The 21,113-nt window shown below is 70.0% G+C and carries 22 protein-coding genes; 21 read left to right on the top strand and 1 reads right to left on the bottom strand.

What is annotated here, in order from left to right; translation table 11 throughout:
• The first annotated feature begins 305 nt into the window (after positions 1-305).
• Complete coding sequence (locus ABZ717_RS09835; RefSeq protein ID WP_358507793.1) at positions 306-611, top strand: hypothetical protein; 306 nt, start codon at positions 306-308, stop codon at positions 609-611.
• 130 nt (positions 612-741) lie between these two features.
• Positions 742-1,281 (top strand): sigma-70 family RNA polymerase sigma factor, encoded by a 540-nt coding sequence (locus ABZ717_RS09830; protein ID WP_358507791.1) that lies wholly within the window; start codon positions 742-744, stop codon positions 1,279-1,281.
• Positions 1,282-1,367: 86 nt separating this feature from the next.
• Here the strand turns inward: ABZ717_RS09830 and ABZ717_RS09825 are convergent, their stop codons facing one another.
• Positions 1,368-1,892: an inorganic diphosphatase gene (locus tag ABZ717_RS09825; protein ID WP_358507789.1), complete on the bottom strand. Its 525-nt coding sequence runs from the start codon at positions 1,890-1,892 to the stop codon at positions 1,368-1,370.
• A 76-nt stretch (positions 1,893-1,968) separates the two neighbouring features.
• Between ABZ717_RS09825 and dacB the strand changes: the two genes are divergently transcribed.
• The 19 genes from dacB to ABZ717_RS09730 all read left to right on the top strand — a co-directional run bounded on the left by dacB (position 1,969) and on the right by ABZ717_RS09730 (position 21,100).
• On the top strand, positions 1,969-3,324 hold the full coding sequence (dacB, locus tag ABZ717_RS09820) for a D-alanyl-D-alanine carboxypeptidase/D-alanyl-D-alanine-endopeptidase (RefSeq protein WP_358507787.1): 1,356 nt from the start codon (positions 1,969-1,971) through the stop codon (positions 3,322-3,324).
• A 168-nt stretch (positions 3,325-3,492) separates the two neighbouring features.
• Positions 3,493-4,572 carry a zinc-dependent metalloprotease gene (locus tag ABZ717_RS09815; protein ID WP_358507816.1) on the top strand — a complete coding sequence of 360 codons (1,080 nt, stop codon included), beginning with the start codon at positions 3,493-3,495 and terminating at the stop codon, positions 4,570-4,572.
• Entirely contained in the window at positions 4,569-5,549 is a 981-nt protein-coding gene (gene tilS, locus ABZ717_RS09810) for a tRNA lysidine(34) synthetase TilS (protein ID WP_358507785.1), read from the top strand. Before ABZ717_RS09815 ends, tilS begins: the two co-directional genes overlap by 4 nt.
• Before the next feature lie 120 nt (positions 5,550-5,669).
• Positions 5,670-6,224, top strand: a complete 555-nt coding sequence (gene hpt / locus ABZ717_RS09805; RefSeq protein ID WP_358507783.1) for a hypoxanthine phosphoribosyltransferase — start codon at positions 5,670-5,672, stop codon at positions 6,222-6,224.
• Positions 6,225-6,478: 254 nt separating this feature from the next.
• On the top strand, positions 6,479-8,479 hold the full coding sequence (gene ftsH, locus ABZ717_RS09800; protein WP_358507781.1) for an ATP-dependent zinc metalloprotease FtsH: 2,001 nt from the start codon (positions 6,479-6,481) through the stop codon (positions 8,477-8,479).
• A complete protein-coding gene (gene folE / locus ABZ717_RS09795) occupies positions 8,476-9,066 on the top strand; it encodes a GTP cyclohydrolase I FolE (RefSeq protein ID WP_358507779.1) in 591 nt (196 codons plus the stop codon). The genes ftsH and folE overlap by 4 nt, the downstream gene beginning before the upstream one ends.
• Before the next feature lie 150 nt (positions 9,067-9,216).
• Positions 9,217-10,122 (top strand): dihydropteroate synthase, encoded by a 906-nt coding sequence (gene folP / locus ABZ717_RS09790; protein WP_358507777.1) that lies wholly within the window; start codon positions 9,217-9,219, stop codon positions 10,120-10,122.
• On the top strand, positions 10,119-10,562 hold the full coding sequence (locus ABZ717_RS09785; protein WP_067606263.1) for a nuclear transport factor 2 family protein: 444 nt from the start codon (positions 10,119-10,121) through the stop codon (positions 10,560-10,562). The genes folP and ABZ717_RS09785 overlap by 4 nt, the downstream gene beginning before the upstream one ends.
• A complete protein-coding gene (folB, locus tag ABZ717_RS09780; protein WP_358507775.1) occupies positions 10,562-10,933 on the top strand; it encodes a dihydroneopterin aldolase in 372 nt (123 codons plus the stop codon). Before ABZ717_RS09785 ends, folB begins: the two co-directional genes overlap by 1 nt.
• Entirely contained in the window at positions 10,930-11,466 is a 537-nt protein-coding gene (gene folK, locus ABZ717_RS09775; protein WP_358507773.1) for a 2-amino-4-hydroxy-6-hydroxymethyldihydropteridine diphosphokinase, read from the top strand. Before folB ends, folK begins: the two co-directional genes overlap by 4 nt.
• Positions 11,466-11,960: a DUF3180 domain-containing protein gene (locus tag ABZ717_RS09770; protein ID WP_358507772.1), complete on the top strand. Its 495-nt coding sequence runs from the start codon at positions 11,466-11,468 to the stop codon at positions 11,958-11,960. Before folK ends, ABZ717_RS09770 begins: the two co-directional genes overlap by 1 nt.
• A gap of 171 nt (positions 11,961-12,131) precedes the next feature.
• The gene (locus ABZ717_RS09765; protein ID WP_358507814.1) at positions 12,132-12,578 is read left to right on the top strand and encodes a PH domain-containing protein; all 447 of its coding nucleotides are present in this window, start codon (positions 12,132-12,134) and stop codon (positions 12,576-12,578) included.
• A gap of 240 nt (positions 12,579-12,818) precedes the next feature.
• Positions 12,819-14,213 (top strand): PH domain-containing protein, encoded by a 1,395-nt coding sequence (locus tag ABZ717_RS09760; protein WP_358507770.1) that lies wholly within the window; start codon positions 12,819-12,821, stop codon positions 14,211-14,213.
• Positions 14,214-14,459: 246 nt separating this feature from the next.
• Complete coding sequence (locus ABZ717_RS09755) at positions 14,460-14,699, top strand: chaplin family protein (RefSeq protein ID WP_358507768.1); 240 nt, start codon at positions 14,460-14,462, stop codon at positions 14,697-14,699.
• A gap of 608 nt (positions 14,700-15,307) precedes the next feature.
• Positions 15,308-15,550 (top strand): hypothetical protein, encoded by a 243-nt coding sequence (locus ABZ717_RS09750; protein WP_358507766.1) that lies wholly within the window; start codon positions 15,308-15,310, stop codon positions 15,548-15,550.
• Positions 15,551-15,771: 221 nt separating this feature from the next.
• Positions 15,772-16,656: a DUF2520 domain-containing protein gene (locus tag ABZ717_RS09745; RefSeq protein ID WP_358507764.1), complete on the top strand. Its 885-nt coding sequence runs from the start codon at positions 15,772-15,774 to the stop codon at positions 16,654-16,656.
• Between the two features lie 81 nt (positions 16,657-16,737).
• Positions 16,738-17,610 carry a pantoate--beta-alanine ligase gene (gene panC / locus ABZ717_RS09740; RefSeq protein ID WP_358507763.1) on the top strand — a complete coding sequence of 291 codons (873 nt, stop codon included), beginning with the start codon at positions 16,738-16,740 and terminating at the stop codon, positions 17,608-17,610.
• Between the two features lie 51 nt (positions 17,611-17,661).
• On the top strand, positions 17,662-20,253 hold the full coding sequence (locus ABZ717_RS09735) for an L-aspartate oxidase (RefSeq protein ID WP_358507761.1): 2,592 nt from the start codon (positions 17,662-17,664) through the stop codon (positions 20,251-20,253).
• A 64-nt stretch (positions 20,254-20,317) separates the two neighbouring features.
• Positions 20,318-21,100, top strand: coding sequence for a type III pantothenate kinase (locus tag ABZ717_RS09730; protein ID WP_358507760.1), 783 nt, complete (start codon positions 20,318-20,320; stop codon positions 21,098-21,100).
• Positions 21,101-21,113: the final 13 nt, after the last annotated feature.

The following is a 21,113-nucleotide window of genomic DNA, read 5'->3' as shown; positions in this document are numbered from 1 at the left end:
CGCCGCACAAGCCTGCAGGCAGGAGGCCCCGTTGGGGGCCGTACGAGCCGAGGCGACGGTGCGGGTGCGCGGATACATGGCAGTAAGGAGATCAGCAAAGCCGGTGGTGAGTCAAGCGGACACCGGAAGACGAGCGCGTCGAACCGCTCACGCCGGAGACGTACCGGGCATGTTGCGGGTGGCGTCCCGTGGTGGTGACATGTGGAGCCCGGGAGAACGGCGTTCTCGCCGCTTCGGGCCCCACCTCCCAGAACAGCCGTAGTGACAGGAGTGGCAGTGCAGCCGTCCGTTCCCAGAGGGCAGCCTTGAACCCCGAGGCGCAGGGACTGTGGGCGCGTGTGCTGGTACGGGCCGTCGTCGTGGCCGCCACCGGGGTGATGGCGCTGGGTTTCCTCGGCGTGGAGGCGGCACTGCTCATCTGCTTCCTGTGCGTGCTCACCTACGTGCTCCTGTGGCTGCGGGCCAGGTACGGGAGCTTCCTCTTCGCGGGGGGCGAGAGACCGTCGCCGGAACCGGACTCCGAATCGGAACCGGGAGGCGGGGAGGAACCGGGTGGCTCGGACGGCGCCGGCGGCCCTCCGAACCCCCGAAGACCCATCGACGACGCCTGAGACCCCCACCGAGGTCGGACTTCGCGCGGTTTCCCGAGCTCCGCGCCATGGGCCGGATTCGAGGGAAGGCCGCCGTGTCTTTCCACGAACCGGAGAGCGCCGAGCGGCGCGCGGCGTAGATTCTAGGTCTATGACGGACCAGGACCTTCTGCACGACCTGCGTTCCGGTCGCGCGTGCCCGGCCGGCGTCTACGCTCGTCTCCTCGACGCCTACGGGGAGGAGTTGTACCGGTACTGCGTCCTGGTCCTACGCGATCGGGACACCGCGCACGTCGTGCTGCGGGACACCCTGATCGTGGCCAGGGCGCACAGCGTCCGCCTACGGGACTCCGCGCGGTTGGGGGAGTGGCTGCACGCGTTGGCCGAGGTGGAGTGCGGCCGCCACCGTGCCTGCGGGGCGGGTGGGGAGAGGATCGCTCGTCCGACCCTCGCGGGGCCCCACGGTCTGGTCCGGGTCCGTGTGCTCAACGGTCTGACCCGCCCCGAACTCGACGGATACCGGTCCCACGTCGCGGTCCGCGCCGACCAGTTCGGTCATGACGGCTTCCCCCTTCGACAGGGGGCGCGCAACAGCCTGCGCGGAGTGGTGTTCTCGATCCCCACGCCACAGGCGCTGATGCTGCTGGGCGTGTTGCTCCTGCTCCTGCTCCTGCCGCTGGGGACCGACTGAGGAACGAGGAACAGGGTTCCCCGGACACGAGCAGGCCCGGTGAGTCCACCTCACCGGGCCAGATCAGGTGCCGAGACGTGCGTCGGTCACTTGCCCTCGTTGGTGATGTGCGAGGAGTCCCCGTGCACACCGGCCTCTTCGGCGCGCTTCACCGACGCGATGATCTCCTGCTCGGCCTCGTGGCGGCCGACCCAGCTGGCGCCCTCGACGGACTTGCCCGGCTCCAGGTCCTTGTACACGGTGAAGAAGTGTTCGATTTCGAGACGCTCGAACTCGTTGACGTGGTGAATGTCACGCAGGTGCTCCTGGCGCGGGTCCGTCGCCGGGACGCACAGCAGCTTGTCGTCACCACCGGCCTCGTCGCGCATCCGGAACATGCCGATGGCGCGGGCGCGGATGAGGCAGCCGGGGAAGGTCGGGGCCTTGAGCAGGACGAGTGCGTCCAGCGGGTCACCGTCCTCACCGAGCGTTCCCTCTACGAAGCCGTAGTCGGCGGGGTAGGTGGTGGAGGTGAACAGCATGCGGTCGAGACGGATACGACCGGTCTCGTGGTCCACCTCGTACTTGTTGCGCTCCCCCTTGGGGATCTCGATCGTAACGTCGAATTCCATGCTGATCTCGGCTCCCAATGCGACTAATGTCGCCGTATAACAACAACGTCAGACCGCGACACCGAAGGAAGGGCAGGTGCCCCGGGTGCGACGGGTACGAGGCGAGGCGATCCTCGCGCTGGCCCTGCTCAACATATTCGTGCTGATCACCGGGTTCGTCGCCTTGGACGTGATCGAGGCACGACCGCTGCCGGCGGTGCCCAACCCCGTCACGCACGCCGACGGCGTGGCGGCGGTTGCACCCGCGGCTCCGACTCCGGTGGACCCGGAACGGGTCGCGGACGTTCTTGATGATCCCATGTCGTCGTCCGGGCTCGAGGAGGGCCTCTCCGGTTACGTGGTCGACGGATCGACCGGGGAGACACTCTTCGAACGGGACGCCGACGCCGCGGTGACCCCGGCGTCGACGACGAAGATCGCCACGGCCGTCACCGTCCTGGACACCGTCGGCCCCGACCACGTTCTACGGACCGAGGCATACCTCGATCCCGCGGAGAACCGTGTGGTGCTCCGTGGTGGGGGCGACGCGACTTTGACCGTGACCGCCGACTCCGCAGCTTACCCACAGGTAGCGACCCTGGAGGAGCTCGCGTCCGACACCGCCGCCTCCCTCGCCGAGCAGGGCGTGGACACCGTGAAGATCGGCTATGACGACTCTCTCTTCACCGGCTCGGACACCGGGCCGGGGTGGAAGCCCAACTACGTGACCGAGGGCAGCACCGCCACCATCCACGCGTTGCTCGTCGACCAGGGCAGGGTCGAACCGGACGTGTCCACCCGTGTGCCCGACCCACCACGGGCCGCCGCCGAGGCCTTCGCCGACCAACTGGAGCGGGCCGGACTCACCGTCGAGGGCGACCCGAGGGAGGCCGAATCCGTCGGCGAACCGGTGGCCTCGGTGGACTCCGCTCCGGTGAGTTCCCTCGTCGAGTTCATGATGTTGGCCAGCGACAACAACATGGCCGAGGCCCTGGGCCGCGTGGCCGCCCTGGAGTCGGGGGCGGAGGCGAGCTTCACCGGTGCTTCCGAGACCACTCACCGTGTCATGGACGACCTCGGTATCGACGGGGTCGACCTGGCGGACAACAGCGGTCTGAGCACCGAGAACCGCATCACCCCGCGGGCCCTCGTCCAGCTGCTCAAAGCAGCCGGCGAGCACCCCGAACTCAACGCGACCCTCACGGGGCTGCCCACCGCGCACTCCACCGGCACGCTCGCCGGTCGCTACTCCGAGTACTCCACCTCGCACCACGCGGCCGGCATGGTCCGGGGCAAGACCGGGACGCTCGACGGCGTCAGCACACTCGCCGGCACCATCCACGACCAGGAGGGCAACGCGTTCGTGTTCGCCTTCATGGCCAACGACGAGGCCGCCACCGGGCCGGCCTTGGACACCCTCGCCGCCGCCCTCGCCGAGTGCGGCTGTTCGTGAGGTCGTCGGCGGGCCCCAGGGTGGGATCCACCGTGGGGCCCGCCCGCTGATGGGCGATTCGCTCGGGTTCGTTTCGGCTCACCTCAGGGCGATCCCGGGGTCTGCCCTGAATTCGATCCCTGATCCCCGTGCCACCGGGCGTCCCGTGGGTAGGCTGGCGATGTGACTGTGATCGACTGGGACGTAGCCGTCAACACCGGTGTCCGCCTCGTGCGCCCTGGGCCGCAGGTGGATCTGGCCGACGCACGGCAGGCCGTCGCGCAGTTGCGCGACCTCTCCTCTGTGGCGGCCGGGCACGTGCGCGACTTCACCGGTATGAACCCCCTCGAACCCTCGGGTCCCGCGACCATCGTGGACAGACCCGGGTGGATTCGAGCCAACGTCAACGGGTTCCGGGTGGTGCTCGAACCCGTACTCGAACAGATGGGCGCCGATCGGCTGAACAAGAGCCCGGCCGGGAACCTGGCCGGCGCGGTCGGTTCACGTGTGACCGGGATGCAGCTCGGCGCCGTCCTGTCCTACCTGGCGGGGAAGGTCCTCGGCCAGTACGAGCTCTTCCTGCCACCGGACCCGAACGGCCACTCGCCGACCGGGCGACTGACCCTGGTGGCGCCCAACATCGTCAACACCGAACGCGAGTTGGACGTCGACCCTCGCGACTTCCGACTGTGGGTCTGCCTGCACGAGGAGACCCACCGGATGCAGTTCACGGCCACGCCGTGGCTGCGCGACCACGTCCAGCAGCTCATGCAGGAACTCCTGCTGTCCACGGAGATGGACGCCTCCGACCTCATCGACCGGCTCCGGCAGGCCGGTGAGGCCGTGGCCGAAGCCGTGCGGGGCGGCGAGGGGAACCTCCTCACCGCGTTCCAGACCCCGGAACAGAACGAGCTCATGGATCGGGTCACCGCGGTCATGAGCCTGGCCGAGGGGCACGGGGACTACGTGATGGACGCGGTCGGTCCCGAGGTCGTGCCCTCGGCCGAGACCATCCGGGCCCGCTTCCAGAAGCGGCGCGAGGGGGGCAACCCGCTCGACCGGATCATGCGCCAGCTCCTGGGCATGGACATGAAGATGAAGCAGTACGAGGAGGGCGCGACCTTCGTCCGACAGGTGGTCGCCCAGGTCGGCATGGCCGAGTTCAACAAGGTGTGGACCTCGCCCGAGACCCTGCCCACCATCGAGGAGATCCGTAATCCCTCGACGTGGATCGAACGGGTCGTGCGCCCCGCCGCCATCAGCGAGTGAGCGGTCCGCCCCCCGCCGTGGCCGCCGTTCGCTCGGCGGTCCGGCGGGTGCTGTCCGCTCTGCCGGCCGACACCACCGCGCTCGCGGCCTGTAGCGGCGGAGCGGACTCGTTGGCCCTGGCCGGGGCGCTCGCCTTCGAGGCGCCTCGGATGGGGCGCGCGGCGGGCGCCGTCACCGTGGACCACGGACTCCAGGAGGGCTCGGCCGAACGGGCCGAAGGGGTCGCCAAGGTGTTGCGCGGGATCGGCCTCGACCCCGTGGACGTGGCCACCGTGCGGGTGGCCGGCTCGGGCGGTCCCGAGGCCGCCGCCAGAAGGGCCCGCTATGACGCCCTGGACACGGCCGTACGGGAGCACGCTCCCGCGGTGGTGCTGCTCGGACACACCCTCGACGACCAGGCGGAGACGGTCCTGCTCGGACTGGCCCGCGGCTCGGGGGCCCGTTCCCTGGCGGGGATGTCCGCCTCCTCCGGGCCCTATCGTCGTCCCCTGCTGGAACTGGACCGGGCCACGGTCCGTGCGGCGTGCCGGCTCATGGACCTGAGCCCTTGGGAGGACCCGCACAACCACGACCCGCGGTTCGCCCGATCCCGGGTACGGCATGAGGCGCTTCCCGCCCTGGAACGGACGCTCGGCCCCGGGATCACGGCGGCCCTGGCACGTACCGCGACGATGCTCCGGGCCGACGCCGACACCCTGGACGACCTCGCCGCCACGCTGTACGACCGTGCGCTGGAGGCGGCCTCCGGTGCGGAGGGCCTGGCCGTCGGACCGCTGGAGGAGGCCGACACCTCACTGCGTACCCGCGTGCTGCGCCGTGCCGCGCTCGACGCCGGCTGTCCGGCCACCGACCTCACCGCCCGCCACGTACGCGAGCTCGAACGGTTGATCACGGAGTGGCGTGGCCAGGCCCACATCGACCTGCCCGGTGGCGTTCGTGGCCGCCGCACGGCCGGTCGCATCCACTTCGTTCACTGAAGTCGGCCCGTCGCGGGCGGTGACCCTGCCCTCTTGTGTCGCGGTCCGGCGCTGTCGCCACGTTCGGCACGTTTATCCTGGTTGCCGCAAACGGGGAATCCAGCAGCGAGGACAGTGAGCGTGGACGCTAAGGACATGGGCCAAGACCTGGAGAAGGTTCTGGTCACCGAGGAAGAGATCAATGCGCGTCTGGCCGAGCTGGGCGCGCGGATCGACGCGGACTACGCGGGCCGGGACCTGCTGATCGTCGGTGTGCTCAAGGGTGCCGTCATGGTCATGGCCGACCTGGCCCGAGTACTGCACACCTCGGTCTCGATGGACTGGATGGCGGTGTCCTCCTACGGAGCGGGCACCACGTCCTCGGGTGTGGTGCGCATCCTCAAGGACCTGGAGACCGACATCAAGGACCGTGACGTCCTGATCGTCGAGGACGTCATCGACTCCGGGCTGACCCTCTCCTGGCTGGTGGGCAACCTGCGTTCGCGCGGCCCGAAGTCGGTCGAGGTCTGCACCATGGTCCGCAAGCCGCTGGCCTTCGACGTCGACCTCGACGTCAAGTACATCGGTTTCGACCTGCCCAACGAGTTCATCGTCGGTTACGGACTGGACTACGCGGAGAAGTACCGGAACCTTCCGTTCATCGGCACCCTCGCTCCGCACGTCTACGAGAACTAGCCCGATCCCCGCCCGCGCGACCGTGTCATGGCCCACGCGGGCGGGGCTCGGGAACAACGGAACGGGTCGTCGTCGTTGCTTCCATGACGGCTCGCGTCCGGCCTCAGCGGTGTGCCCGCCCGGCGCGGCGAGGTGTACCGTCGAATATCCCGGCGTCAGCGCGGGGAGCACGTGTCCGATAGGTCCTGCTCCGGACAGTCCTCTGGGGCGGGCGGCCTGGTCTGGAGGGACGGACCCGACAGGGTTCCGCTCACATGAATCTGAAGCGTATTTTCCGCGGCCCGTGGATTTGGATCCTGGTCGTCGCCCTCATGCTCGTCATCGGCTTCCGCGTGTTCGACGTCGGTGGAGGCCCACAGCCGGAGGAAGCCGACATCTCCGAGGTCTACCGGCTCATCGAGCAGGACGAGGTCGAGGATGCCGAGATCGTCGATCGTGATCAGCGCATCGAGCTGACCACCGTCGACGGCGAGATCCTGGAGGCCTACTGGGTCGAAGGCCAGGGCATGGAACTGGCCACCCTGCTCCAGGAGTCGAGCCAGAACCCGGACGGCGCGCTGAAGGACTACAAGGTCTCCGTCGCCACCACCCCGGTCTGGACGACCGCGCTGTTCAGCCTCCTGCCGCTGATCATCATCATCGTCATCTTCTGGTTCATCTTCAGCCAGATGCAGGGCGGCGGCTCCCGCGTGATGAACTTCGGCAAGTCCAAGGCCAAGCTCATCACCAAGGACACGCCCAAGAACACCTTCGACGACGTCGCCGGGGCCGACGAGGCCATCGAGGAACTCCACGAGATCAAGGAGTTCCTGCAGAGCCCGGAGAAGTTCCAGTCGATGGGCGCCAAGATCCCCAAGGGCGTCCTGCTCATGGGCCCGCCCGGTACCGGTAAGACGCTGCTGGCCCGAGCCGTCGCCGGTGAGGCCGGGGTGCCGTTCTACTCCATCTCCGGTTCGGACTTCGTCGAGATGTTCGTCGGCGTCGGCGCCTCCCGCGTGCGGGACCTGTTCGAGCAGGCCAAGGCGAACGCGCCCGCGATCATCTTCATCGACGAGATCGACGCCGTCGGCCGCCACCGCGGCGCCGGCATGGGCGGCGGTCACGACGAGCGCGAGCAGACCCTCAACCAGATGCTGGTCGAGATGGACGGCTTCGACGTCAAAGGCGGCGTCATCCTCATCGCCGCCACCAACCGGCCCGACATCCTCGACCCGGCGCTGCTGCGTCCGGGCCGCTTCGACCGCCAGGTCGTCGTGGACCGTCCCGACCTGGACGGCCGTCGCGACATCCTTGAGGTGCACTCCAAGGGCAAGCCGATGGCCGACGACGTCGACTTCGCGGTCATCGCTCGCCAGACCGCAGGGATGACCGGTGCCGACCTGGCCAACGTCATCAACGAGGGCGCCCTGCTGTCCGCGCGCGCGGACAAGAAGGTCATCACCCACGCGATCCTGGAGGAGGCCATCGAACGTGTGATGGCCGGCCCCGAGCGCAAGTCCCGGGTGATGTCGGACCGTGAGAAGAAGGTCATCGCCTACCACGAGGGCGGTCACGCCCTGGTCGGGCACGCGCTGCCCAACGCCGACCCGGTGCACAAGATCACGATCCTGCCGCGCGGTCGCGCCCTCGGTTACACCATGTCGGTGCCGACCGAGGACAAGTTCCTCACCTCGCGTTCGCAGATGATGGACCAGCTGGCCATGATGCTCGGTGGTCGCGCCGCCGAGGAGCTCGTCTTCCACGAGCCCACCACCGGCGCGAGCAACGACATCGACAAGGCCACCGACCTGGCCCGCAACATGGTCACCGAGTACGGCATGAGCGAGCGCCTGGGCGCCCGCAAGTTCGGTTCCGCCAACAGCGAGCCGTTCCTGGGCCGCGAGATGTCGCACGCCCGCGAGTACTCCGAGGAGATCGCCTCCATCATCGACGAGGAGGTGCGTCGCCTCATCGAGTCGGCGCACGATGAGGCCTACGAGGTCCTCGTCGAATACCGGGACGTTCTCGACGACCTGGTCCTGCAGCTGTTGGAGCGGGAGACGCTCACCAAGGACGAGGTGTTGGCGGTCTTCGCCCCCGTCCGTAAGCGTCCCTCGCGCGGTTCCTACACCGGCTACGGCAAACGTCAGCCCTCCAACCGGCCGCCGGTGCGCTCCAAGAAGGAGATGACCCCACTCAACGGCGCCGAGGTGCAGGGATCGGAGTTCAATGGTCGGCTCCCCGAGGGAGTCGGCAACGAAGGAGAACAGGCGTGAGCGACCTTCCCTCCAGACCCGTGGATCGTGAGCGGATCGCCCGCGCGGTCCGTGAGATCCTCATCGCCATCGGGGAGGACCCCGACCGTGACGGGCTCGTCAAGACCCCCGATCGTGTCGCCAGGGCCTACGAGGAGCAGTTCTCGGGTCTGGGCCAGAAGCCGGGTGACGTGCTCACCACGGTCTTCGAGGCCGACCACGAGGAGATGGTCCTGGTCAAGGACATCGAGCTCTACTCGACGTGCGAGCACCACCTCGTGCCGTTCTACGGGGTGGCCCACGTGGGTTACATACCGGGAGTGGACGGCCGCATCACCGGCCTGAGCAAGCTCGCCCGCCTCGTGGACGTCTACGCCCGCAGGCCGCAGGTGCAGGAGCGGCTGACCGGTCAGGTCTCCGACGCCATCATGGACCACCTGGACCCGCGCGGCGTGATCGTGGTGGTCGAGGCGGAACACCTGTGCATGACCATGCGCGGGGTGCGCAAACCCGGTGCCAAGACGGTCACCTCCGCGGTGCGAGGGATATTCCGCAGCAGCGACCGTACTCGGTCCGAGGCCATGAGTCTCATCCTCGACCGGGGCTGAGACCGGGACCGAACCGTCCCGAGGGCCGGTCGCGACGAGTCGGCGTCGGGTCGGCCTGTGCGGCCGGTCCGGGGCGACCCGGAGAACACCTTCACAGGGGCCGGGGGCGGTGTGCCCCCGGCCCCTACGCGTACGCGTAGGGTGAAACGCATGGCGCCGAAACACACACTTCCAGGACTGCCCGACCGCGGGCGGTGCCTGGTCATGGGGGTCGTCAACGTCACCCCCGACTCCTTCTCCGACGGCGGATCCTGGTTCGATCCCGAACGCGCGATCGAACACGGTCTGCGGCTGGTCGAAGAGGGAGCCGACATCATCGACGTGGGCGGTGAGTCCACCCGGCCCGGCGCCCAACGTGTGGGCGCCGCCGAGGAACTGCGCCGCGTCGAACCGGTCGTGCGGGAACTCGCCTCCCGCGGGATCGCGGTCAGCGTCGACACCATGCGGGCCGAGGTGGCCGAGCGCGCGGTCGAGGCCGGCGCGGTCCTGGTCAACGACGTCAGCGGTGGGTTGGCCGACCCCGAGATGGCACGACTGGTCGCATCTTCCGGTGTCGCCTACGTGTTGATGCACTGGCGTGGGCATAGTCATGACATGCAGAGCCGTGCCGTGTACACGGATGTCGTCCAGGAGGTCCTCGATGAGCTCCGCGACCGTATGGAGGCCATGATCAGTGCAGGAGTCGACCCCGGCCAGATCGTTCTGGACCCGGGACTGGGATTCTCCAAACGCCCCGAACAGGCGCACAACTGGGCGCTGCTCCAGCACCTCGAACGGTTCCACGAACTGGGCCGTCCGGTGCTGGTCGCCGGTTCCCGCAAACGCTTCCTGAGCCGACTGCTCGGTGACGCCAAGGGCGAGGATCGCCCCTTCGTCGACTGTGACGCGGCCACCGCCGCGGTGACGACCCTGTCCGCGGATCGGGGCGCGTGGGCGGTACGCGTACACGACGTCCGTCCCAACGCCGACGCCGTACGCGTGGCGGCCGCCTGGTCCGACGGTGGCCGTGGGCTCGACGAGGGCCGTTCCGAGCCCTTGGTCCGGGGTGGCCTGTGAAGTCCCGCCAGGAGGTCATGGAGAGCGTCGCCGAGGCCAACTCCCAGTTCTACAGCGCCATCGAGAACGGCGACATCGACCTGATGGGCGCGGTGTGGGCCGAGGAGTACGAGGCCCCGGACCTGGTGTGCGTCAACCCCGGCTGGCCGCTGCTGCGCGGTCGTACCGAGATCATGCGCGCCTGGTCCCTGATCATGGCCAACGTCACCTACATCCAGTACGTGCTCACCGAGACGCACATCGGGGTGGGCGGTGACATCGCCATGGTCACGTGTGAGGAGAACGTGCTGACGGCCGAGGACGGCAGTCCCGGGTTCGTCGCGGGCGGGCAGGTGGTCACCACCAACCTGTTCGTCGACACCGAGCAGGGGTGGCGGTTGTGGTCGCACCACGCCTCGCCGGTCCTGATGGAGGAGGACGAACCGGAGGGCGAGGACTGATGTCGGACCGCATCGCGCTCCGTGGACTGCGGGCCCGGGGCAACCACGGCGTGTTCGACTTCGAGCGTCGTGAGGGCCAGGACTTCGTGGTCGACGCCGTGCTGTACCTGGACACGAGTTCGGCCGCGGTCAGCGACGACGTCGGAGACACCGTGCACTACGGGCTGCTCGCCGACCGTCTCGTCGCGATCGTCACCGGCGAACCGGTCAACCTGATCGAGACGCTGGCCGAACGGCTCGCCGCCGAGTGCATGGTCGAGTCGCTCGTGGAGGGGGTCGAGTTGACCGTGCACAAGCCGTCGGCGCCGATCGAGCACGAGTTCGAGGACGTCTCGGTCACGGTGACCCGTGGGAAGCGGGGTGCGTGGTGACCCGTGCCGTACTCGCCCTGGGTTCCAACCTGGGGGACCGCCACGCCACCCTGCGGGGGGCCGTGGAGGCGCTGTCGTCCGGGCCGGGGGCGCCCACGCCCGTCGCGCTCTCGCCGGTCTACGAGACCGCCCCGGTGGGGGGACCCGAACAGGACGCGTACCTGAACGCCGTCCTGGTCGTCGACTTCGACGGCACCGCCCGGGAACTGCTGGAGCGCGCACAGGCGGCCGAACGCGACTTCGATCGGGTCCGAGAGGTGCGGTGGGGTCCGCGCACGCTGGACGTGGACGTGATCGCCTTCGGGGACACCGTCGACGACGATCCGGTCCTGACGTTGCCGCACCCGCGCGCCCACCTGCGCGCGTTCGTGCTGCGCCCCTGGTTGGACGCCGATCCCGCGGCGGTCGTGCCCGGCCGGGCGCCGGTGGCGACGCTGCTCGCCGACGTGGAGGACGCCGACACCACCGGGGAACAGAAGCTGACGCGACGCGACGACCTGGCCCTGCGGCTTCCGGGGGAGGCGGATCGCTGATGTCCGATGACGGCGGGGGCACGCTCTCCCCGACCGGGTGGCGTGTCCCGTCCGTCCTGGCGGCCCTCGGGGCCCTGGTGGGCCTCTTCGTCGCCAACTCGCTGTCCGGGCTGCCACTGATCCCGTGGTCGGCGATCCCGACCCTGTTGCTGCTGGCCTTCGCCGAGTCCTACACGGCGGGGCGGACCGCGCGGCGCATTCGACGCGAGCCGGGGACCGAACCCATCGAACCGCTCAGCGCCGCCCGCCTACTGGCCCTGGCCAAGGCGAGCGCCCTGTTCGCGTCGATGGCCGCGGGCTTCTTCGCGGGCATGGCCCTGTCGATCACCGAACGACTGGACCTGCCCACGCATCGCGAGGCCTTCCTGGTCTCGGTGGGCACCGCCCTGGCCGCCGGCCTGCTCCTGGCCGCCGCGCTGTACCTGGAGCACGCCTGCCGGGTCCCCGACGACGACGGCGAGGACGACACCGACGACACGCCGCGGGCCGGCTGAACATCCGTTGTTCGCTGCGCGCCTTCACCGACCCTTGCGCGCTGATGGTTGACTGAGGCCGTGGAGACCAGTGAATCGACACCCGAGACCGAGTCCGAGACGGGATCGACGAAAGTGGAGCGGCCCCTGGACGTGGCCTTCGCCGCGCCCGAGGGTCTGCTCTGGCGGCGTATCCCACCGGCGTTGGCCTGGTACCGACGGCTGGTGACCACGGCGGGATGCCTGGTCGCCGGGGTGGGTGGCGGCGTGCTGCTGTTCATGTGGGGCCGTCCGCTGTGGGCCGGGATCTGGGCCGCTCTCGCCCTGGTCGTCGCGGTCGGCATGTGGTTCCTCGCGGGTCGGTTCCAACGCTCCTGGGGCTACACCGAGGCGCCGGCCGAGTTGTATCTGACCTACGGGGTGTTCGTTCGGCAACTCGTGGTGGTGCCCTACGGCCGGATGCAGGTCGTGGACGTCACCACCGACCTGCTCGAACAGGCGTTGGGGATCGCGACGGTGCGTGTGCGCACCGCGGCGAGCACCGCGGACGCGCGGGTGGTCGGGCTCCCGTTGGCCGATGCCGTCCAGTTGCGCGACCGGCTCGCCGCGCGCAGCGAGAGTTTCTCCACGGGGTTGTAAGTGCACGGATCGCCTCAGCAGGAACCAGGGTGGGCGCCGCCGGGAGGTGGGGCGCACCGGCCGCCGCAGGGCCCTGTGCAGGGCCCGCCTCCCGGCGGCCCCTACCAAGGGCCGCCCCAGGGGCCGCCCTCGAACCCGTACCAAGGTCCGTACCCGGGGCAGCACCAAGGCGCGCGTCCACCGGGGCCCGCGCCCTATCCACCGCAGCCGGGCCCCTACCCGCGTTTCCAGGGGCCGGCCATGCCGGCGGGGCTCAGGTGGGGGCCGCCGCTACCGCCGCCGCCTCCCAAGGACGACATCACCACCGGAGTGTTCCGGGCGCACTGGATGATCATCCCGTTGCAGATCATCGCGGTGACGCTGGTGTTCGTCGCGTTGATCGGGCCGATCCTGGTGATGTTCGGGTTCGCCTGGGTGCTGTTCATGGCGCTGGCCGTGCTGTTCGGCTCCTTCGCCTACGCGTTGCCCTCCTGGTGGTACGGCACCTTCGGGCTCCGAGAGGACCACCTGGTGGTGCACACGGGGCTGGTCCTGCGCAGCGCCAGGGAGATTCCGCTGAGTCGGCTCCAGGCGGTGGACGTGGTCCAGCCGTTGCTGATGCAGGTGTTCGGGATGGCGGAACTGCGCGTCGAACTGGCCGGCGGAGACGGTAGCGCCATCCGGTTGCGCTGTCTGCCCAAGGGCGTCGCGGAGCGGATGCGGGCGGCGGTGCTCGCCCACGCGGCGGGGCTTCCCGGCCGCGCTCCGCAGGCCCCGGAGTGGCCGTTCTACCGCCTGCCCTTCCCCCTGTTGCTGGGGGCGTTGACCTTCAGGGTGCCGATCCTGGTCTCCTTCATCCTGCTGCTCATGCTGGCCACGGCGTTCGTGGTCTTCCTGGAGCCGGGTGTGTTGGGCGCGGTGGTGCCGCTCGCGTTGGGGCTGCTGCGCTACTACTGGGGCCCGCTGGCGCGGTACACGGACTTCTACGCGTCGTTGTCCTCGGACGGGCTGAGGCTGCGCTACGGCATGTTCCAGCGTCGGATGCAGACCGTCCCGCCCGGCCGGGTACAGGCGGTGCGGATCGTGGAACCGATGCTGTGGCGGGCACTCGGGGTGGCCCGGGTGGAGGCGACCGTCGCGGGATACGCGGGGGCTCGACAGGGCGACTCAGCGGACCTGCTGCCGGTGGCGCCGCGGTCCAGGGCGTTCACGTTGGTGAACGAGGTCTTCCCCGGGAGCGAGGCGGCGGTGGTGCCGCTGGTGGCCGACCGGGGGCGGTCGACGGGCGCGGCCGGGGTGGACGAGCGGTTGTTCGTGAGCGTGCGCGGCGTGTTCTGTCGGGTCACGGAGATCGTCCCGGTGGAGCGGATGCAGACGCTGCGGCTCTCCGCCGGGCCGATCGCCCGCCTGCGAGGTCGGGTCACCGTCGACGTGGACACGCCTCCGGGGCCGGTGTCGGCGCGCGCGACCGACCGGGACGCGGTGGAGGGCCGTCGTTTCCTGGACGCCTTGGCCGAGGCCGGCAGGCGCGCACGGGTGCCCTCCGCGGGCACGGAACGGTGGGCGACCCGGGCGACCATGCACGCGGAATCCGGGCAGAGGGAGCACTCGGGCGAGGAAGTGGAGGTTTCTTCGGATGACACCCCCGAGACGTGAGTGTGGTGTGTGTCACATGAAGGGCTGTAAGTGGCTGTAGTTGTGGGTTGCATGTCCGACATGTCTGATCGCAACGGGTGATATTTCCTGGTCACGGGCCATGAAAGCTTCGGGTTTCTGGTCACGCTCGGCGGCTGAGTATGGCTAAATGGTGTCTGAACACGGGGAGTGTTCACTGTCATACACATCGTCAATGGTTTCGACCGTTTGGCGCCCCCCGCCAAACGGTCCTGACGGGAGATATTCATGCTGAAGAAGGCCTTCGCCGTTACCGCCATCACCGCCGCCGCTGCCGGCGTCCTCTTTGCCGGGTCCCCGGCCATGGCCAACAGCAACGCGTTCACCTCCGGCAACGGTGGCATCCTGAGCGGCAACCAGCTCATCGCCGACCTCGACGTGCCGGTCAACGTCTGCGGCAACTCGATCGCCATCCTGGGTGTCTCCGGCGCCAACTGCGTCGACTCCGGTGCCACCGTGAAGAACTAGTTCGGGTCACCGAACCGACCCGACTCGGGCGGGCTGAACGGCCGGAAGGCGCCTTCCGCCGAACCGCCCTCGGGTCCCTGGCTTCATCGCGTCAAGCGCCATCCCGTGACGACGGGGTGGCGCTTTTCGTGTGACCGGTACGGGCGGTCGCCCGGAGGTGGTGGAGGCCTTGGAGGGGTCGCCCGAGTCGGAGATCCTCAAGAGCCGGCGCTGTCAGCCCGTAGCCGCGATGAGTCAGGGCTTGTCGTAGACCCGCCCCGCCGAGAAACCAGGCAAGAGGACCCGGCCGCTATCCCACAGCGGTCGGGGCCTGGTGTCGTCGAGGGAGAAGATGGTCGACCGCAACCGGCGTTGTCGCCGCGCGATAACCCCGAAGTGGTGGTGACGTTGTGCGATCGGGTGCGATGCGAAGTCTGAGCCTTTGTCCGGGTGGGCCCCGGGAAGTACCGCGACCGTGGGTGACGAGCGTCGACTTTTTGTGATCAGTGCAGTTCAGGGTGTGTTTCGTGGGCGTCTTCGTAGGTAATTTCATCCCCGACGCCAACAGGCGTCGCAACACCGCGAGTCCGGGCGGCTCCCCCCGACCGGACGCCTAAGGAGACAAAGCAGTGCTGAAGAAGACGCTCGCAGTCGGTGCCGTGACCCTCGCCTCCGCCGGGATCATCCTCTCCGCCACACCGGCCGCGGCACAGGCCGGAGCCTGGACCTCCGCTTACGGCTCCGATGTCAGTGGCAACATCTCCTACATCAACGGTGTGGACAACACCAACGCCGGCTGCGGCAACTCCAACGCCGTGCTGGGCCAGTCCCTCGCCTCCTGCTACAACGCCGGGGTCATCATCCAGGACTGATCCCCGGACCCGGCCACCACGAGACGGATGGCCGGGACGGACGGAACACACGCGGGGGCGGGCGACGATGCCCGTCCCCGCTCCATGTCACCGGTCACCTCCCAGGGCCTTCCTCACCAGGGGCGGGGCGACGGTCCACCACGGGGGGAGGACTATCGTGTGCTCAGACCTCGGCGCGCCGGAAGCGAACGCGCACCGGATCAGGAGGGGACACGGAGTACATGGAGACGACACAGGGGCGTCCCGCCCGTCTGCGGGTCGGCGTCGTCGGAGCCGGACGTGTCGGCTCCGTCCTCGGCCTCGCCCTGGCCAGGGCCGGACACAAGGTCGTGGCGGCCAGTGCGGTCTCCGAGGCGTCGGTGACCCGGGCGGAGAAGCGTCTGGACGGTGCCCGCGTCCTCGAACCCGCACAGGTGGTCGAGGCCAGTGACCTGGTACTGCTCACCGTCCCCGACGACGCCCTCCCCGACCTGGTCGAGGGGCTCGCCGGAACCGGGGTCGACCTGCGCGGCAAGATCCTGGTCCACGCCAGCGGCGCCCACGGCTACAGCGTCCTCGCCCCCGCCACCATCGTCGGGGCCCTCCCCCTGGCGCTGCACCCCGCCATGACCTTCACCGGTCGCGACGAGGACATCGAAAGGCTCGCCGACTGCACCTTCGGGGTCACCGCCCCCGAACAGCTGCGTCCCATCGCCGAGGCCCTCGTCGTCGAGATGGGCGCCGAACCGGTGTGGATCGCCGAGGACAAACGCACCCTGTACCACGCGGCCCTGGCCGGCGGCGCCAACCACCTGGTCACCCTGGTCGCCGACAGCGCCTCCCTGCTCTCCGCCGCCGGGGTGCCCGAGCCCGGGCGCCTGCTCGCCCCGATGCTCTCCGCCGCCCTGGACAACGCCCTGCGCCTGGGCATCCACGGGCTCAGCGGTCCCGTCCTGCGCGGTGACGCCGGAACGGTCGCCGGCCACATCGAACAGCTGCGCGAGAACGCGCCCGAGAGCGTGGCCAGCTACGTCGAACTCGCCCGACTCACCGCGGACCGGGCCATCAACGCCGGGCTGCTCAAGCCGGAGGACGCCGCGCGGCTGCTCGATGTCCTGCGCCGCTGAGGAAGCGCACCGCCGAGCCCCGAACCACCCCGGCGCGCGAACCCCGGTCCGCGCGCCATCGTGCCCACCAGGGAGAGACCGATGACCGCCCCCACCATGCCCGCCGCAGACGGGCCCCTCGTCGTCCGAACGCCGGGCGAGCTGCGCCGTGCCCTCGACGGTCGTGGCCGTGTGGGTCTGGTCCCCACCATGGGAGCCCTCCACGGCGGCCACCGCACCCTCATGCGCCTGGCCCGGGAGAAGGCCGAGACCGTGGTGGTGAGCGTCTTCGTCAACCCCCTCCAATTCGGTCCGAACGAGGACCTGGACCGCTACCCGCGCGACCTGGCGGCCGACGTCCGAGTGTGCGCCGAGGAAGGGGTGGACGTGGTCTTCGCCCCCGAGGTCGAGACCATGTACCCCGCCGAGCAGATGGTCACCGTCGACGCCGGCGCCATGGGTGAACGGCTGGAGGGCGCCTCCAGGCCCGGGCACTTCACCGGTGTCCTGACCGTGGTCACCAAACTGTTCCAACTGGTCCGCCCACACCTCGCCGTCTTCGGGGAGAAGGACGCCCAGCAGATCGCCCTCGTCCGCCGCATGGTCGTCGACCTGAACCTCCCGGTCGAGATCGTCGGCGCCCCCACCCTGCGCGACGCCGACGGCCTGGCCTCCTCCAGCCGCAACGTCTACCTCGACGACGCACAGCGCGGCAGCGCCCTCGCGCTCTCCCGCGCCCTGCGCGCCGGGGCCGAGGCCGCCTCCGACGGGGCCGATGGCGTCCGAGAGGCCGCCCGCTCCGTCCTCGACGAGGCGGCGAAGGCGACCCCGCCGGTCGAACTCGACTACCTCGCCCTGGTGGACCCGGCGACCTTCGCCGAAGCCTCCTCGGAACACCGGGGCGCCGCCGTCCTGGCCGTCGCCGCCAGGGTCGGCCCCACCCGACTCATCGACAACGTGTCGGTGTCCCTCTAGTGGGGTCGGCCGGGCCGAGTCCGTTCAGATCGTTCAGAAAGCGACCCCCGGATGAGTGCTGACAGACAGACCCGGATCACGGCCCCCGAACCCGGGTGGGCCACCCACGCCGACGTCGTGGTCGTCGGTTCGGGCATCGCCGGCCTGAGCACCGCGCTGCGCTACGTCCAGGGCACCGACGTCGGTCGGGTCGTCCTGGTCACCAAGGACCGTCTGTCCACCGGTTCGACCGCCTTCGCCCAGGGCGGCATCGCCGCGGCCATGGCCCCCGAGGACGGACCCGTCGCCCACATGGTCGACACGCACCTGGCCGGGGCCGGCCTGTGCGACCCCCACGCCGTCAACGTGCTCGCCACCGAGGGACCCGACGCCCTGCGCTGGCTCATCGGACTGGGCGCCGAGTTCGACCGCGACGACGACGGTGGGCTCTCCCTCACCCGCGAGGGCGGCCACCGCACCGACCGGGTGGCCCACGCCGGAGGGGACGCCACCGGCGCGGAGATCCAACGCGCCCTCGTGCGCGCCGTACGCGACGCCGAACGCGTGGAGATCATCGAACACGCGCTGGCCCTGGACGTCCTGCGCGACCCCGCCACCGGCCGGGTCGGCGGAGTCACCCTGCACGTCATGGGGGAGGGCGAACGCGACGGGGTGGGCGCGGTCCGGGCCCCCGCCGTGGTCCTGGCCACCGGTGGCATGGGCCAGGTGTTCGCGGCCACCACCAACCCGCCAGTGTCCACCGGGGACGGCCTGGCACTGGCGGCCCGGGCCGGTGCGCGCCTGCGTGACCTGGAGTTCATCCAGTTCCATCCCACAGTCCTGTGGCTGGGCCCGGAGGCACGGGGCCGACAACCCCTCGTCTCGGAGGCGCTGCGCGGAGAGGGCGCCTACCTCGTCGACGCCGAGGGCCGCCGCATCATGGCGGGGGCGCACGAACTCGCCGACCTCGCCCCCCGCGACGTGGTCGCCCGCACCATCGCCCGGGTCATGGCCGCGCAGGACACCGACCACGTGTACCTGGAGACCCGCCACTTCGGCCGGGCCACGTGGGAGCGCCGCTTCCCCACCATCCTGGCGTCCTGTCGCGCCCACGGCATCGACCCACTGACCCAGGCCATCCCCGTGGCGCCGGCCGCCCATTACGCCTCCGGCGGGGTGGAGGTCGACATCGACGGCCGTACCGGGGTTCCCGGGCTGTGGGCCGTGGGCGAGGTGGCCCGCACCGGAGTGCACGGCGCCAACCGGCTGGCCTCCAACTCACTGCTGGAGGGTCTGGTCTACGCCGACCGCATCGCCGCCCGACTCGTCGAGGAACCCGCCCCCGAGCGGACGGAGGCCGTGACCGTCGGCGCGCCCGCTCCGCCGGTCGATCCGTCGACGGCCGCTCGGGTCCGCGCCCTGATGTCTCGTCACGCCGGGGTCCTGCGTACCGGCGACGGGCTCCAGACCCTGGTCACCGAACTCGACGCCCTGGTCGAGAACACCGGCGAGGTCGCCCCCGACACCGCGTCCTGGGAGACCGCCAACCTGCTCACCGTGGCCCGACTGGTGGCCGCCGCGGCCATGAGCCGCGCGGAGAGCCGAGGCTCCCACCAGCGCGCCGACACACCGGAGCCCCGACCCGAGCTGCGCACGCGGCCCGTGATCGTCCGACTTGAAGGGGACACCATCGTGACCACCGATGACAAGCGCGGGCCCTCGCTCCCGCCCGCCCTGGAAGCCGAGCTGGACGGCATCACCTTCCCCCTGGGCCGGCCCGACCCGGCACCGGAGGCGCGCGCGGAGTTCACGCTGCCCTGGACCGCGCCGCACCAGGGCCACGTGGACACCGTGCTGCGGGCCCTGTCCGAGGACCTCACCGCCGGCCCCCGCATCGACGTCACCACCGTGGCGACCATCCCCGCCGATCAGGTGCGCACCGCCCACGTGGTGGCGCGCGCCGACGGCACCGTCAGTGGCCTGCCCTTGGCGGAGCTGGTGTTCTGGCTGGTCGCCGACGGCGCCCTGGAGATCGCCCGGTCGGCGCGTGACGGCGACTCCGTCAAGGGTGGCGACGTGCTCATGACGGTCACCGCCCGCACCCGCGACCTGCTCACCGCCGAGCGCACCGCCCTCAACCTGCTCACCCACATGTCCGGGATCGCGACCGCCACCCGAACCTGGGTGGACGCCGTGGCCGGGACGGAAGCCCGTATTCGGGACAGCCGAAAGACCACCCCCGGACTGCGGGCCCTGGACAAGTACGCGGTGCGGTGCGGCGGCGGCGTCAACCACCGGTACTGCCTCAGCGACGCCGGACTGATCAAGGACAACCACGTCCTCGCCGCCGGAGGAGTGGGTGCGGCGGTCCGCGCCATCCGGGAACGCTTCCCCGATCTTCCCCTGGAGGTGGAGGTCGACCGGATCGATCAGATCGAGGACGCCCTGGCAGCGGGCGCGGAGGAGATCCTGCTCGACAACTTCTCGGTGCCGCGACTGCGCGAGGCGGTCGCCCTGGTGGCGGGCCGTGCCCGCCTGGAGTCCAGCGGGGGCCTCACCCTGAGGGTCGCCGCAGACGTTGCCGCCACCGGGGTCGACTACCTGGCGGTGGGTGCGCTCACCCACTCCAGCCCGGCGCTGGATATCGCACTCGACCTGGCCTGAACCGCCCGGGTGGTGGAAGATTCCCTTGGTACCCACCACTTCGACCAAAGATGAGGCCTTCAGAATGCTGCTGGCGATCGACGTCGGTAACTCCGAGACGGTGCTCGGACTCTTCGACTCCGATGACCTTCTCGAACATTGGAGGGTGGGGACCGACGTCCGCCGCACCGCGGACGAATGGGCGGTGGTGCTGCGCGGCCTCATCGACGGGAGCTCGCTGAGCGACCTGGGCGGGATCGACGGCATCGCCATGTGCTGCTCGGTGCCCTCGGTCCAACACGAGATGCGCGAGATGTTCCGCCGGCACTTCGGGGACCTGCCCGCGGTGATCGTCGAGCCGGGTGTGAAGACGGGTGTGCCGATCCGGATGGACAACCCCAAGGAGGTCGGCAGCGACCGGATCATCAACGCGCTGGCCGCCGGTCACCTCTACGGCGGCCCGAGCGTGGTGGTGGACTTCGGCACGGCGACCACGTTCGACGCGGTCAGTCCCAAGGGCGAGTACGTGGGCGGCGCCATCGCCCCGGGCATCGACATCTCCGTGGACGCGCTGTCCCGCAGGGGCGCCCAGCTGCACATGGTGGAGATCGTCAAGCCGCGTACGGCGATCGCGAAGAACACCACCGAGGCGCTGCGCTCGGGCATCGTGTTCGGGTTCGCCGGCCAGGTCGACGGGATCGTGGACCGGATGGTCGCGGAGCTGACCGACAACCCGGACGAGGTCACGGTCGTGGCCACCGGTGGCCTGGCCACGACGGTGGTGGACGAGTGCGAGACCATCGACGTGCACGAGCCCTGGTTGACCCTCACCGGCCTGCGCCTGGTCTTCGAACGCAACGTCGACTGAGCCGCCGACCGGG

It is taken from the genome of Nocardiopsis sp. NPDC006832, from assembly GCF_040635885.1.
Taxonomy (GTDB): Bacteria; Actinomycetota; Actinomycetes; order Streptosporangiales; family Streptosporangiaceae; genus Nocardiopsis.
This window is presented reverse-complemented; position numbering and strand designations above follow the sequence as displayed.

Coding starts and splice junctions, on each gene's coding strand:
- ABZ717_RS09830 (WP_358507791.1), top strand. CDS start 742: ATGACGGACCAGGACCTTCTGCACGACCTGCGTTCCGGTCGCGCGTGC.
- ABZ717_RS09825 (WP_358507789.1), bottom strand. CDS start 1,892: ATGGAATTCGACGTTACGATCGAGATCCCCAAGGGGGAGCGCAACAAG.
- ftsH (WP_358507781.1), top strand. CDS start 6,479: ATGAATCTGAAGCGTATTTTCCGCGGCCCGTGGATTTGGATCCTGGTC.
- folP (WP_358507777.1), top strand. CDS start 9,217: ATGGCGCCGAAACACACACTTCCAGGACTGCCCGACCGCGGGCGGTGC.
- folB (WP_358507775.1), top strand. CDS start 10,562: ATGTCGGACCGCATCGCGCTCCGTGGACTGCGGGCCCGGGGCAACCAC.
- ABZ717_RS09770 (WP_358507772.1), top strand. CDS start 11,466: ATGTCCGATGACGGCGGGGGCACGCTCTCCCCGACCGGGTGGCGTGTC.
- ABZ717_RS09760 (WP_358507770.1), top strand. CDS start 12,819: ATGCCGGCGGGGCTCAGGTGGGGGCCGCCGCTACCGCCGCCGCCTCCC.
- ABZ717_RS09755 (WP_358507768.1), top strand. CDS start 14,460: ATGCTGAAGAAGGCCTTCGCCGTTACCGCCATCACCGCCGCCGCTGCC.
- ABZ717_RS09745 (WP_358507764.1), top strand. CDS start 15,772: ATGGAGACGACACAGGGGCGTCCCGCCCGTCTGCGGGTCGGCGTCGTC.
- panC (WP_358507763.1), top strand. CDS start 16,738: ATGACCGCCCCCACCATGCCCGCCGCAGACGGGCCCCTCGTCGTCCGA.
- ABZ717_RS09735 (WP_358507761.1), top strand. CDS start 17,662: ATGAGTGCTGACAGACAGACCCGGATCACGGCCCCCGAACCCGGGTGG.
- ABZ717_RS09730 (WP_358507760.1), top strand. CDS start 20,318: ATGCTGCTGGCGATCGACGTCGGTAACTCCGAGACGGTGCTCGGACTC.